12 protein-coding genes are annotated in these 13,942 nt (G+C 55.2%); 11 read left to right on the top strand and 1 reads right to left on the bottom strand.

Annotated features, from left to right (window positions below; translation table 11 throughout):
* Positions 1-137 precede the first annotated feature (137 nt).
* The 9 genes from IE089_RS13675 (at position 138) to IE089_RS13635 (ending at position 11,991) form a co-directional block, all read left to right on the top strand.
* Entirely contained in the window at positions 138-617 is a 480-nt protein-coding gene (locus IE089_RS13675; protein WP_189478407.1) for a hypothetical protein, read from the top strand.
* An 87-nt stretch (positions 618-704) separates the two neighbouring features.
* Positions 705-2,231 carry a hypothetical protein gene (locus tag IE089_RS13670; RefSeq protein WP_189478406.1) on the top strand — a complete coding sequence of 509 codons (1,527 nt, stop codon included), beginning with the start codon at positions 705-707 and terminating at the stop codon, positions 2,229-2,231.
* Positions 2,232-2,369: 138 nt separating this feature from the next.
* Positions 2,370-3,275 carry a peptidylprolyl isomerase gene (locus IE089_RS13665; protein WP_189478405.1) on the top strand — a complete coding sequence of 302 codons (906 nt, stop codon included), beginning with the start codon at positions 2,370-2,372 and terminating at the stop codon, positions 3,273-3,275.
* Between the two features lie 130 nt (positions 3,276-3,405).
* Complete coding sequence (locus IE089_RS13660) at positions 3,406-6,951, top strand: glycosyltransferase (RefSeq protein WP_189478404.1); 3,546 nt, start codon at positions 3,406-3,408, stop codon at positions 6,949-6,951.
* Positions 6,951-7,847, top strand: a complete 897-nt coding sequence (locus tag IE089_RS13655; protein WP_189478403.1) for a sulfotransferase family 2 domain-containing protein — start codon at positions 6,951-6,953, stop codon at positions 7,845-7,847. Before IE089_RS13660 ends, IE089_RS13655 begins: the two co-directional genes overlap by 1 nt.
* A 6-nt stretch (positions 7,848-7,853) precedes the next feature.
* Positions 7,854-8,879 carry a hypothetical protein gene (locus IE089_RS13650; RefSeq protein WP_189478402.1) on the top strand — a complete coding sequence of 342 codons (1,026 nt, stop codon included), beginning with the start codon at positions 7,854-7,856 and terminating at the stop codon, positions 8,877-8,879.
* Between the two features lie 100 nt (positions 8,880-8,979).
* Positions 8,980-9,687 (top strand): sulfotransferase family 2 domain-containing protein, encoded by a 708-nt coding sequence (locus IE089_RS13645; RefSeq protein WP_189478401.1) that lies wholly within the window; start codon positions 8,980-8,982, stop codon positions 9,685-9,687.
* The gene (locus IE089_RS13640; RefSeq protein WP_189478400.1) at positions 9,680-10,942 is read left to right on the top strand and encodes an AmpG family muropeptide MFS transporter; all 1,263 of its coding nucleotides are present in this window, start codon (positions 9,680-9,682) and stop codon (positions 10,940-10,942) included. The genes IE089_RS13645 and IE089_RS13640 overlap by 8 nt, the downstream gene beginning before the upstream one ends.
* Before the next feature lie 62 nt (positions 10,943-11,004).
* Positions 11,005-11,991 (top strand): glycosyltransferase family 2 protein, encoded by a 987-nt coding sequence (locus IE089_RS13635; RefSeq protein ID WP_189478399.1) that lies wholly within the window; start codon positions 11,005-11,007, stop codon positions 11,989-11,991.
* Between the two features lie 5 nt (positions 11,992-11,996).
* Here the strand turns inward: IE089_RS13635 and IE089_RS13630 are convergent, their stop codons facing one another.
* Positions 11,997-12,320: an MGMT family protein gene (locus IE089_RS13630; protein ID WP_189478398.1), complete on the bottom strand. Its 324-nt coding sequence runs from the start codon at positions 12,318-12,320 to the stop codon at positions 11,997-11,999.
* Between the two features lie 109 nt (positions 12,321-12,429).
* Here IE089_RS13630 and IE089_RS13625 point away from each other — a divergent pair, with 109 nt between their 5' ends.
* Both IE089_RS13625 and IE089_RS13620 read left to right on the top strand, forming a co-directional pair.
* Positions 12,430-13,407, top strand: a complete 978-nt coding sequence (locus tag IE089_RS13625; RefSeq protein WP_189478397.1) for a DUF481 domain-containing protein — start codon at positions 12,430-12,432, stop codon at positions 13,405-13,407.
* A 69-nt stretch (positions 13,408-13,476) separates the two neighbouring features.
* On the top strand, positions 13,477-13,905 hold the full coding sequence (locus IE089_RS13620) for an FxsA family protein (protein WP_189478396.1): 429 nt from the start codon (positions 13,477-13,479) through the stop codon (positions 13,903-13,905).
* The last annotated feature ends 37 nt before the right edge of the window (positions 13,906-13,942 follow it).

The raw sequence follows: 13,942 nt of genomic DNA, 5'->3' as shown, positions 1-13,942 counted from the left end.
GCACATCGTGCATTCGTCGCCACAGCCCAAACTTGCACCTGTGCAGCCCTTGATTTATTGTTCGCGACCCTACCTATCTTGGCCCTCCAGCATCATTGGCTCGAAGCGCTATTACAGACAAAAGCACGGTGAATAAATTGACGATAATCAACGGCTTACACATCCCGACGCCGAGATTTTTTTGCCACGCTCGTGCCGTTGTTGCTCTGGCGTTACTGATGCTTATCGGTGGCTGTTCGGACACCGTGGAGATGACGCAGGACCGAGAGGACCGCCTGCATGAAAGGGTCACTGCTCGCTGGGCGGCGATTAATCTTGCACAGTACGATGAGGTGTGGGCCTATTCCACACCTAATTTCAGAGGTGTATTCCCTAAACATCTGTACCAGCAAAAGTTTTCACAGTTGGTTAATAATGAGTTGACAGGTATCGAAGTCACCTCCTATGATTCGCGAGCAGCTGTAGCAAGTGTGGCGGTTAGGGTCATGGCCGAGCCGACCAAATTTGCGTCGCCTTTTGCGCAGGCGGCCGGTGCACTGCCAGATACAATCTACGAGTCTTGGTTATTTGTAGAAGGGGACTGGTGGTACATCGATCGAACGCGTAAAGCCCGGTGATGTAGACAGCTAGCTGCGGCTGGCAATAAAAGCGCTAGCAAAAGAAGTAGTAATTCTTTTAGTGAGTTGATCAATTAGGAGTCTCCTATGACTAATTTCAAACGTGCAGGCGTAACTGCAGCCGTGGCAGCCGCCACAGCTTCATACGTAGGCCTGTCAAATGCCCAGGTAGAGCTGTCTACAGCTGATCTGGGCGACGCAGCAATCATCCCGTACTACACAGTACAAGACGGTCTGCGTACCGGTGTGCACATCATTAACACCTCCGCTGCAACGCAGGTGGTTAAGTTCCGCATGCGTCGTGGTTCGGATTCACTCGACGCCCTTGACTTCAATGTCATCATGTCTCCTCAAGATGAGTGGGTTGCGTCGATTTCTAAGAATGACGACGATCAAATCGTTGTAACTACTGCCGACACTACCTGTACTGCGCCCGCGCAACCTGCAGGCGGCTTTGTTATGCCTGAGACCTTCAGTGAAGGTGCAGAAGAAGGCTATATCGAAGTTATCGGTATGGGTCAGCCAGTCAGCGAAGCATTGTCCCTTCCTGTAACTGCAAAGCACGGTGCGACTGGTGTACCGCTGAGCTGTGACCTGGTACGTGACAACTTCTTCCGTGTACCCGCAGGGTCTATTGGCAATGTAGACGTGAAAGGTGTTCACTTGAACAGTGCTACTGCGTCTCCTGCTACCCAGACAGATGACTGCGACGATACCTTGATCCCTGAGTGTGGCATCACGTTCTACGAAGCGACTGACAACAGCGCTTTGAAAGTGTCATACTTCGTTCGCGATTCAGAGGGCGGCCTGGAATTCGGTAACAACGCGGTTCACCTGTCAGGGTTCTCTGACGTGCCTCGCATGACTAACCAGCAAGCACTGATCACCGTCAATGGCGAGCTTCAGTTTGATCCCCTAAACTTCGAGCTGCCTAACCTTGATGGCGGACCCTATGACGCCGGGACAACGGACTTCTCAGCTACCGCAAGCCCATTCGGTAAGTACAACGAAGTCCGTGCTGTACTTGGTGGTCTAGGCCTTGTCAACGATTGGTCTGCTCGTGCGACCAGCGATTTTTCTGTGAACACAGACTGGGTCGTGACAATCCCAGGTCAGTACCTGATGGTTAACTGGGCAGAGATTGCGTTCAATGGCTCTGCAGCATGCGGTAAGACTGGTGCTGACTGTATCTCAACCGACCTCCCTGTATCGCTGGGTGTCTCTCTCTACGATCGCGAGGAAGGTCAATTTGCTTCTGACGACGGTGAGCTGAGTGTGTCTCCTGGTGGCGGTGAGTTCACTACAGATACGTTGGAGAACGAAGTTAACGTTCTGCAATTTGCAACGGCTGATAGTGACGCGAACGTTCTGGGCAGCCAGTATGCCAAGACTGTGAACATTCAGGTTGAGGCAGACAACGGATGGGCGAAGGTCAATCTGGCTCCATTCCCTGCTGCAAAACCCACGCTGATCTACTACCCTGACCCCAATTCTGCAGTGGCCGCATCAGGCGGCGTTCCTGCAATTGGTTTCGCGGTATGGGAGCGTAACTTTGGTGCGAATGCTGCAGCTAACTACGGCCGCGCTATCGACCATAGCTACTCCTCGAACTAAAATGGTGCAGTCCTTGAGGACTGCACCCTTCGAGTAATAAAATACCGGCGCTCGCGCCGGTATTTTTTTGCCTCATTTCTTCTAAAACTTGCCGCGATGCATCGACATTCGCATGAAATAATCCTAGGAAGTGTCTGTATGTCTCTAAAGGAATTCCTTCGTATTGCCTCCATTTCAGTCGCGTTGATGGTAGTGATCCCACCCGTTGGGTACGCCCAGCAGACGGTGATTTCAGACGGTGAATTTTCGATGTCTGAAGACGAGTTGGCTTACCTTGTCAGTGTGTGGCCCGAAGACACGCTGGCGGCAGCAACAAACGATGTGTCTGCTCGCTACGGATTACTGAATATCATCGCTCAGAATACGAGGCTAGCGAACGCTGCACTTGCGTTGAACGAGGACGATGGTCCGGACTACTACAAAATGCAGCTGTTGCTCAGGACCACGCTTCGCGATTACATGGTTCAGCGCTTCAAAGACGGTTTAGAGTATCCCGATGTCACGGCGGTTGCAGCCGAGCGATATGAAGCCCAGAAGCGAAAATATGCTTATAAGGCTGAGCGCAGAAAATCATCGCACATACTTTTGCGTTGTGACCTTTACAAGTGCTCTCCACGCACTGACGAAATGAAGGAGCTGACTTCCAGACTTGAGAGCGGGGAAAGCTTCGAAGCGCTAGCTGAAGAATTCAGCGAAGATCCCGGGTCTCGCAAACTCGGCGGTAAATTCGATCAATGGATTCGATTAAGTGATAGCAATATTGATAAAGCCTATAGAGAAGGCCTGTTTTCACTCAAATCTGTGGGTGAGGTTACGGGCGTAATTAATTCGAGGTTTGGGCTCCATATTATTCGTTTGGATGCGCTTGACCCCGAGAACTACAAGCCTTTTGAGCAGGTCAAGGGCGCTATCGTAGCCGACATAAATCGAGAATACTTGGAGCAGCAGCTGGAGGCCTACCAAGAGGGCTTCGGTCTCAGCGAAGATGCTGTTATCGATGGTGAAGCCATGGATCGTCTTTTTGCTCCCCAACGCGCTGACTGAGCAGCGGTGTCTGAACATCCACGCTTTAGAGAATCACATTTTAGCCATTAAACTTTTTTGGATCGCGCCCCGACTCTTGGGGCGCTATCATCCACGCCATAGATCATAGTTTGCGCGTAAATACGGCCTTATGACCAACGTTGTTATTTTGGGGATGCACCGCTCAGGGACATCCATGGTGGCGGGCGCGCTAGCGAATGCTGGCCTCTTCGCGGGGTTGAACGACGATCTTTTGCGAGACCAGGACGACAACCCGCACGGTTTCTTCGAGCGCACGGATGTCGTGACACTGAATGATGTCATCCTGGCTGAGATGAAAGGGAGCTGGTTTGATCCGCCCTTCGACGTGCTTGTGCAGCCCGAATACTGCGCAGAGTTGTCAGTGATTCTTGATAGCCTGTCGAATGATGGTCCCTGGTTGTTGAAAGACCCACGAATGTGCCTCACTTGGCCTGTATGGAAAGAACAGCTGGCCGGGGCCCATGTCCTATACGTTTACCGTAATCCGTTGTCGGTGGCCAGATCACTGGCCAGTCGGCACGGCTTTCCGTATTTGATGGGGCTTGCGCTGTGGGAGTATTACAACAGTCACATCCTGAAAATGCTGCAAGGCCGGCGATTCACAGCATTGTCATTTGATGCGCTAAGTGAGGATCCGCCGAGTGTGTTGCAGCGCCTTGAGGAGCAGCTCGCAGAGAACGATGTCGCGCTGAAGGTCCCACTAGCGGCAGATACGTTTGATGCAGGCTTACGCAGGTCAGTCATTAGCCAGGGCGATGCGTCTCACCAATTGCTCACGGAGTCCCAGCAGGCACTGGCGCTCTATTGCGACTCGTTATGCCAGGGCTTGCCTGCGGGTGAATTACCGCCTTTAGAGCGCGGCCTGTTACCTCGCATACACGATTTGGCTGAGGCGTTGGCACCGTTATCTGACGCTATTGAAACTCGTGCCCAGCTGGCTGAGTCACAGGTGCTGTGCGCAGAGCGCACGGCTGAGCGTGATGAGGGTCTGGTGCAACTTAAGCGGGTAGAGTCCGATTATCAGATGCTGGATAAAGCGCATCAATCAGAGCTGCAGCGTCATCAACAGCTGGTTTCGGTTCACGACGCACTCGATAAAGAGCATTCCGCGTTAGCAAGCGCTCACACGGACGAGGTTGCGCGACATGAATCGCTGATTGAAGCGCATAATTCGCTGACTGAAGCGCACAATGCGCTGGGTGCTGAGTACAGATCACTGCAGGAGAAGGCCCAGTTTCTGTTTGAGCTGGTGACGCGCACTTTCGAGAACTTGCTGGCGTATGAGCTCTCTTTCCTTGGCCGCCTCGGTCGTTTAACCCGGCGTAGTTATCGGCTGCTGACGTTTAGGCGGGGCCAGTCGACGGCTTATGAAGACTCACTCGCCGAGGCCAGACACCATTTTGAACAATTCGAATTACAGGTGCCTGAGAGAGTACCGGGTAAGTTGGCGATGGCGGGTAGTGTGGTGCGTTATGTTGCCGAAAATCCGGCGGGCTCGGCTCGTAGCTTCAGCCTTCCGCGTTTAAAGCGGGCTGCGCAGGTGTTCCTTGGCTCCGACGCGGAGGATGTCAAAGTTTGGGTAGACAGTCGCTTTCCCGACCGAGATGACACCGGCTATAGCCACGATGGCGCCGATGACGCCTCGTTGGATACGCTAGAGCTCGTTTTCCCCAAGTTTGACGAACCTCGCGTCTCTATCATCGTGCCGGTGTATAACCAGTACCGGGCCACCATGACCTGCCTTAAGTCGGTATTGGCACACACAGACATGTCTTACGAGGTGATCCTGGCCGACGATTGTTCGACCGACCTTACAGCAACGATTACCGAGCGTGTGGAAAATCTCGTGATTGCCCGAGGTGAGCGCAATCTCGGCTTCCTTAGAAATTGTAATGCAGCATCACAGTTGGCAAAGGGTGATTACGTACTGCTGTTGAACAACGATACCGCCGTAACTGAGGGCTGGCTGGAGCCAATGGTGCGCCTTCTGGATGACCACACCGACATCGGGATCACCGGCCCCAAATTGCTGTTTGCCGATGGCAAGTTGCAGGAGGCAGGCGGCATTATGTGGCGTGATGCCTCTGCCTGGAATTTCGGCAGGGCAGACGATCCGGAAAAGCCCGCTTATAGCTATGTTAAGGATGTGGACTACATTTCCGGCGCCTGCCTGTTGGTCCGCAAATCACTGTGGGACGACCTGGGTGGCTTTGACCAGCGCTATGTACCGGCCTACTACGAAGATGCTGACATAGCCTTCGCAGCGCGTGCCAAGGAATACCGCGTGGTGTACCAGCCCGCATCAAAGGTGTTCCACTTTGAGGGCGTGAGCAACGGCACTGACCTTGAGGCTGGGATTAAGCAGCATCAGGTGACTAATCAAGCGGTGTTCCGAGACAAATGGGCGCAGGTGTTAGACGAAGATCATTTCGATAACGCCCAGCACGTATTCTGGGCCCGAGATCGCAGCCGCGAGCAGCGCAGCATTCTGTTTATCGATCACTATGTGCCTCACCACGATAAGGACGCTGGTTCACGCTCGACCCAGCAGTATGTCGAACTCATGGTTGCCATGGGCTACAAGGTCCTGTTCATGGGCGCAAACTTCTTCCCGCACAAGCCCTACACCGAGCAGTTGCAACAGCTGGGTGTAGAAGTACTTGTGGGTGAATCTGTTGCCCGGGGGCTGGAGCGCTGGCTCGCCGACCACGCGCAGTACATCGATAACATCTACCTGCACCGTCCCCATGTGGCAGAGCAGTTCCTCTCGCATCTGCAGCGTATGGCGCCGCGTCCCAAGATCGTCTTCTTCGGTCACGACTTACACTACTTGCGAGTCGCCAGGGAGGCTGACTTGCTGGGTGATGATTCACTGTTAAAAGACTCCGCAGATTGGCGCAAGCGCGAATATGCGGTGTTTGATCAGGTAGACACCGTTTACTACCCATCACAAGCCGAAGTGGATGAACTTGCAAGCAACGCAGTGAGTACACCCGCTCGTGCTATCCCGCTGTATGCGATGGATGTGGCGGCGTTACCGGAGTACAGCCCTCGAGCAGGCGCCGATATTCTCTTTGTGGGGGGCTTTAACCACCCGCCCAATGTCGATGCCGTTAGCTGGTTTGTTGATGCCGTGATGCCACTCTTGGTCGGAGAGTTCCCCGAGATACGGTTCCATATCGTCGGGTCCAATCCCACTGACACCGTGCAGGAGCTGCAGGGCGGATCAGTGCAAGTCTACGGTTATCTCAGTGATGAAGAGCTGGCTGCTATGTACAGGAAGGTGCAAATGGCAGTGGTGCCACTGCGTTTCGGTGCGGGCGTTAAAGGCAAGGTGCTGGAAGCCATACAGATGAACGTGCCATTAATCACCACACCCACCGGCGCAGAAGGGATTCCCGAGGCTGATAAGGTGATGCAGATCGCGGAGGATGCACAGGGTTTTGCCACGGCCATTAGGCAAACACTGGCGGCCAATGCAGGCAGCAACTCAGAAGCCCAGTACGCAATGTCTGCCCGAATGGCGAATTATTTGCCCTGGCTGCAAGAGAACTTCAGCAGGGATGTAGCCGCGGCGATCGTGCGCGAAGATTTTGGTGAGCCTATTCGCGAGCTGAAGACGGCCGCATACACGATGACGGTAGGAGAGCATTAATGCGCCACGTGTTACTGCACGGTCATGTCTTCAAGAATGCAGGGACAACACTGGACTGGGCGTTGCAGCGCTGTTTCGGTGATGGGTTTGTGGATCACCGGCGTGATGACCTGATGCGGTCCCAGGGCGGCAAGCACATCATGGAAATGTTAGAAGCCGACGAGAGCATTGTAGCGATCTCCAGTCACCATATGCCCCGTGATATTGTCGACACAGATCAGGTGAGCTTTCACCCTATTTATATGTTGCGGCATCCCATCCTGCGTATTCGCTCCGTCTACGACTTCGAACGCAAGCAGGAAGCGCAGACCCCAGGCGCGCAGGCGGCAAAGCGCATGGATTTCCGAGAGTATGTCGACTGGCGCATGCAGCCAAAGGTGGCACCGACGATCCGTAACTTCCAGACCCGTTATCTGGCGGGTAGGTTGCCGCCGCGTTTCGAGAAGATGGCAGACTTCGACTACTTCGAGTTGGCGATGCAGACGCTGCACCAGGTGCGCTGTGTCGGTATCGTTGAGCAGTATGACGCTTCGATGGTGCTGATAGAAAATACCGTGCGGAAGCGCTTCAAGGCGATCAATCTGGCGCACGTGCCGCAGAACGTTACCGGGCAACAGCGCGCTGCGCTGAGCCAGGAAGAGCGCATTGGACGCATTCTCGACGAGTTGGGTGGACTGCAAGCGAAAGTGTTGGAACACAACAGCTTCGACATGGCGTTATACGAGGCGTCCCGGCATGTTTTTACACGGCGACTGGAGGATATTCCGGAATTAAGCGCGCGTCTGCAGAAGTTTCGTAAGCGATGCACAGTACTGGAACGTCAAGAGAAGAAAAGCGCGCGGGAGCGCGCGCGCCAGGAAAAGCGAGATCAAGCCGAGGCCAATCGCGGTGCCTGATCAGCCATGAAGTGCATACTTCATATCGGCACTGAAAAAACCGGCACCACTGCACTGCAGCATTACCTGTTCCAGCACCGGGCGCATCTGTCCGATCAGGGTTTTTACCTGTGTCGCAGTGTAGGTGATCGTAACGACCGCCGCCTTGCCCAGGCGATGATGTACGACTGGCGAGAGGATGATTTCTTTCGTCATGCGGGGCTGAACACATTGGAGGACCGCAAAGCTTGGCGTCTCGAAACGGTGGATGCTTTTTGCCAAGAGGTGCGCGCGGTGCCGGCTGGTCACCACACGGTGCTACTTTCCTCGGAACACTTCCACTCTCGGTTAGTAAACCGCGGTGAGATCGCCCGGCTGGCCAGTGTACTCTGTTCAGTTTTCGATGATGTGGAAGTGCGCTGCTACCTGCGCCGTCAGGATGAGATGGCGATCAGCCTGTATTCAACCGCATTAATCGCGGGGCACGTAGTCGATAGCCTGCTGCCACAGGAGTCTGGCAGTTTCCGCAATCGCAATTATTTTGATTTTGAACGGCTGTTGCAGCGTTGGTCTAGTGCGTTTCCGACAGCGCGAATGCACCCTGCAATCTACTCCGCTAGTGCCATACATGGGGGTGACGTGGTCCGGGATTACCTCGCTTCGATTGGCGCAGATATTATCGAGAACTATGCGCCTCAGCAGACTAATACCTCTCTTGGCGCGGAAGCCCTGCAGGTGCTGCTGAAAGTAAATAGGCAGCTTGCCACGCTGAATGCACGGGATGAAGCCGTAACGCGGCGCCGCGCAGTGCTTGAGTACCTCAGATCACAGCCGGCAGGAGATAGTCTCCTGCCTCCCCGCGCGGATGTTGAAGCCCTTATGCAGTACTATGAAGGCAGTAATCGTCGCTGCGCCCAGCTCTGGTTTGGGCGGGATGCGCTATTTGCTGAACCGCAGCGTGCTTACCCAGAAGCAGGGTTTACGGGGGAACCACAGCGTATTGAGGCGTTATGGCAGGGCTGTGCAGCGATATTGCAGCAGGGAAACCTCTGATGATGTCCTGCTCAAAGACGGCGCAGCAGCCGGTACCACTCCAAGAACACAGCGGACGGAGACATAGAATCACGGTGGCGATCATCTACGGGGCGAAGGAATGCTGATTTCCGTACACCTGCCAAAAACCGCGGGCTCCAGCTTTGTGGCGGCCCTGGAAGGTTGCTTTGGCGAGCACCTGAGGCGGGACTATAAAGACCTGCCGATGAATCGCAGTACGGCGATGCGCAACTTGGCCGCTTTAAGAGGCGCTATGCGTTTGTCCGGGCACGATGGCGTCGCCGAGGACATTCAGTGTGTACATGGCCACTACATGCCCATTAAGTATCGACTGATGCGCTCTGCCACGCACAAGCAATACGTCACCTGGATGCGCGATCCGGTGGAGCGTCTGGCCTCTCACTATCACTATTGGCGGCGCACCTATGAGCCTGAGTCTGCCGCAGCGGTGCACCGGCGCGTGGTCGAGGAGGACTGGACGCTGGAGCGCTTCTGTCTAAGCCGGGAAATGCGCAATACCTACAGCAAATTCCTCTGGGGCTTTTCACCCGGGCGTTTTGACTTCATTGGCATCACTGAAGACTTCGCCGAGGAAATGCGGCGGTTTTCGCACCAGATCCTTAAGAATGAACTGTCTGTGCCCAGCTTGAATCGCAATCCAGGCCGAGATCAAAGTCCCTACATAACCGACCCCGGCTTTCGGCAAGCCATTGAACAATACCACCAGCGCGATATGGCACTTTACCAATACGCATTGAACAGGCCGGAACGGCATCAATTACCACCTGTGGGGCCGATGGATGACTGACGATCAGGCGCGCGAGAGCGTGATGAGCGCCCTGTGGAATCGGCGCATGTTGATCTGCGTCTTTACGGGTTTCGCTTCGGGCATGCCCCTGTATGTGCTCCTGCAGTTGGTGCCCGCCTGGCTCCGGGAGGGGGGCGTATCCCTCACGGAGATTGGCCTCTTTGCGCTGGTGGGCATTCCCTACACCTGGAAATTTCTGTGGGCCCCCTTTATGGACCGCTGGACCATTCCAGGGCTGGGCCGCCGCCGTGGCTGGATGTTGGTGTCGCAGCTCGCGCTCATTGTGGGCATTGGCGTTATGGGGCTGTTTCCCCCCGCTGATGCCACAGCAGCTATTGCCGCTCTGGCGTTTATCGTGGCGTTTTTCAGTGCGACGCAGGATGTTGCTATTGATGCCTACCGCCGGGAGATCCTGCCAGACCAGGAACTTGGGCTAGGTAATGCTATTCATGTGCAGGCCTACCGCATTTCGAGCTTGGTGCCCGGCTCTCTGTCCCTGATTCTGGCAGATATGCTGGCCTGGTCCAGTGTGTTCTGGATTACGGGCCTGTTTATGATGGTCGGTGTCGCGCTGAGTCTGTTGGTGGAGGAACCCGCCTCGGACGTGCCTGAGGCCGCGAGCCTGAAAGACACGGTGGTAGCGCCTTTTCGCGATTACTTGTCGCGGCGCGGCGCTTCGAGCCTGCTGCTCGCGCTGGCCTTCATGTTCCTCTACAAGTTGGGGGATAACATGGCCACGGCTCTGGCAACGCCGTTCTACCTGGACATGGGTTTCACCAAAACACAGATTGGTTTGGTGGCTAAAAATGCAGCGCTGTGGCCTGCGATTGCCGGCGGTATTCTCGGTGGCCTGGTGATGGTCAAGGTTGGGATCAACCGTTCCCTTTGGCTGTTTGGTGTCATTCAGATGGTCAGCATTCTTGGCTACGCCGTATTGTCTGAGGCAGGGGCCGTACTTTGGCTGTTGGGAGCTGTTATCGGCTTTGAGTACCTTGGTGTGGGCATGGGTACGGCGGCATTCACGGCCTTTATTGCCCGGGAAACCAGCCGCACCTTCGCTGCAACGCAATTTGCCTTGTTTACTGCACTGGCAGCGCTGCCCCGAACCTTTGCCAATGCCAGCACCGGTGCCATCGTTGAGTGGCTGGGTTGGACGCCGTTTTTCCTGCTCTGCACGGTCCTGGCGATACCCGGCATGTTGCTATTGATTTGGGTGGCGCCTTGGGGGCAAAATGCCGAGCGGGTAGGGCAATAATTCACCCAAACAATAACGATAAAGATTGCTACGGCATGGATGCCTGTAAACAGGATAGCCCCATGTTTAAGATCCGAGTGCACCCACGCACCCGGCCAGTGCTGAGTATTGTATTGGTCGTCTACGATATGCCGCGTCAGGCATTGAACACTATTGCTACGCTCTGCGCGGCATACCAGCGCAACGTCAATGAAGGCGACTACGAAGTCATCGTCGTCGAGAATCGCTCTGACAATACGATTCCAGATGCAGAGATCGCCGCCTTCCCGCGGAACATTCGGTATCTATTGCGCGATGAGACCCAGCCGACGCCCGTGCACGCGGTTAACGCCGGTGCGGACCTGGCGCGCGGCGATCACATCTGCGTGATGATCGATGGCGCGAGAATGGTAACCCCCGGTGTTGTCAGCGGCATTCTCAAGTCTCATCGTTCAGCAGCCGGCGCTGTGGTCACCGTGCCCGGCTATCACATTGGCTCAGAACTGCAGCAGGACGCCGTGGAAAGCGGTTACGACGAAGCCACCGATCGCGCTCTGGTCGGCTCAATAGGCTGGCAGTACAACGGCTATGCCCTTTTCGATATCGCCTGCTTCAGCGAATCCTGCGCCGTGGGCTTTTTTCTGCCTAACGGTGAGAGCAACTGCATCAGTATGCCGCGTCGTTTTTGGGATGTCCTCAAGGGCTGCGACCCGCGGTTTAACATTCGAGGTGGCGGGCTCTGCAACCTCGACCTCTACAAACGGGCTCTTGAGATGCCCGGTTCACAGCATTTTCTATTGCCCGGTGAAGGCACCTTCCACCAGTTCCACGGTGGGGTCACCACGGGAGGTGAGGCGCGCTGCCATCGGGAGGCGCTCATCAATGACATCCGCGCCCAGTACCGCAGTATCCGTGGTAAAGACTACACGCGCCCCGAAACTCGCCCCCAATTCATGGGCGAAATTCCGCCGGAGGCCATGCGCTTTATGGCTATTTCGGTGGATAAGGCCCGCGAGCAAGAGCGTTATTCGCAGCCCGTCGAACTTCGTGCTGGCGCCAGTGCTGCCTGAGGTTTTTATCGGCCCCTGCTGAGACGGAACTGGCGCAGGTTGATGGTGTTTTTCACAGAGAACAGCACGCCCTCTGCTTCCAGTCGCTCTCGCTGCGTATAATAGCCATCCGAGCCCTCTGGTAGAGATAGCCTTCCCTGTGCATTGATAACCCGATGCCAGGGTACCTTTGATCCCGAGGGCAATACCCGTAGCGCAGCGCCAACGCGCCGCGCGGCCCCCGGTAGATCCGCCATATGCGCGACATCGCCATAGGTGGCCACACGGCCAGCGGGAATCAATGCAACCACCTGCCAGATCCGGTGATTAATATCCGGCTCTTTACCCATGCGTTCTAAATATCCTGACGTGACGACATCGCACCTTATGAGATCAGCACACTACCACAGGCGCAGCGCCTGGCCTTTGCTCAGCAACTTGATCGGGTTTGCATGCCTAGTGATCGGTAATACTGCTCTCGCCGATAGGTTGCACCTGTCCGATGGTGAATCCGTTGGCGGTACGCTGGTCAGCGTCGCCGATGGCAAAGTCAACTGGAGCAATCCCATCTTGGGCGAGCTCAGTGTGGAGCAGTTCCACGTTCGGCTTATCGAAACCGAGGAGCGGTATGATCTCAAGACGTCGTCAGGCGTGCTGGAGAACTGTTGGATGTATACAGAACGAAGCCGCCAACATGTTCACTGTGATCAGGGGGTGCAGACACTCGCGGACTGGAAGCTGGTTGTGGCTGCAGGTGAAGCGGTTACCGAGCCGCCGCCGCTGCTCACCCAGCGGGGCGATGCCAGTTTTGCTTTCGAGAATATCTCGGGCAATAGTGATATCACACGCTACGACCTGAATGTTCGCAGCGAGATACGCTACATTGAGTCCAGGCACACCCTGGCACTGCGCTACCAGGAAGAAAGTGCTGATAGCCAAACCAATCGCAACCAGTGGCGGACCAGCTATCAGTACGACCAGTTTCTTACCGAGCAATGGTTTGCCACCGGTAACGCGTTCTACGAGGAAGATGAATTCCGCGAACTGGACCAGCGTAGCTCGGTGGGTGCCGGAATGGGTTACCAGTTTTTTGAAACCAGTTTCGTGGATCTGTCCGCCAAAACCACGTTGAACTATCTCGACGAGCAGTTTGCCACGGGTCTGGAGCGCCAGAATATGGCCTTCCTCTGGAACCTGGATTTCATTTGGCGCTTTAACGAGCGGGGCATGGAGTTGTTTCACCGCCACGCGTTTCTGCACGCCTTCGACAGTAGCGACGACTACGAAGTGACGACCAGCACAGGGTTCAAGTACCCGATTAACGGCAGTTTTTCCTCGGTGATTCAATTGGATTACGACTACGACAACCTGCCCGCTGAAACGGCCATTGATAAGACTGACCAGCGCTGGACCATCGGTATCAATTACGATTGGTAGGGGCGAGGTTTTCACAGGGCCGCGCGCAGGACTTGAAATGCAAGGTATTCACCCGCATAGACTAAGACTATGAAACTATTTTTGATGCTCCTGCCCTGGCTGGAGTTATTTACCCTGATTCAATTGGGCATTGAAACCAGTGCGTTAACGGCCCTTGCCTATGTCATGGTGACCATTGTCGTGGGCGTTATGGTGCTGCGCTGGCAGGGGATGGAGCTGTTCAATCGCCTGCGCGAAACACAGCAGGGGGCTGTGCTGGGCCCGCGGCTGCTGAAGGACGATATGTCGGTGGTGCTCGCCGGGTTGCTACTGATTGTGCCCGGCATGATCTCGGATATTGCAGCCGTTATCGTGTTGATAGGCCCATTGCGGCGCAGGTTGGCCCGCATGGTGTTCGGCCCTGAGCCCGAAATCTATGCCCCTGAGCGCGATAATCAGGCACAGACCACCATCGACGGCGACTTTAAGCGCGTCGATGAGGCTGAGAAAAAATTCTAAGCAACTGTAATCGATAGAAAAAAGCTAAGTATCCAGA

The organism is Parahalioglobus pacificus (assembly GCF_014652275.1).
In the GTDB taxonomy this organism is placed as follows: Bacteria; Pseudomonadota; Gammaproteobacteria; order Pseudomonadales; family Halieaceae; genus Parahalioglobus; species Parahalioglobus pacificus.
This window is presented reverse-complemented; position numbering and strand designations above follow the sequence as displayed.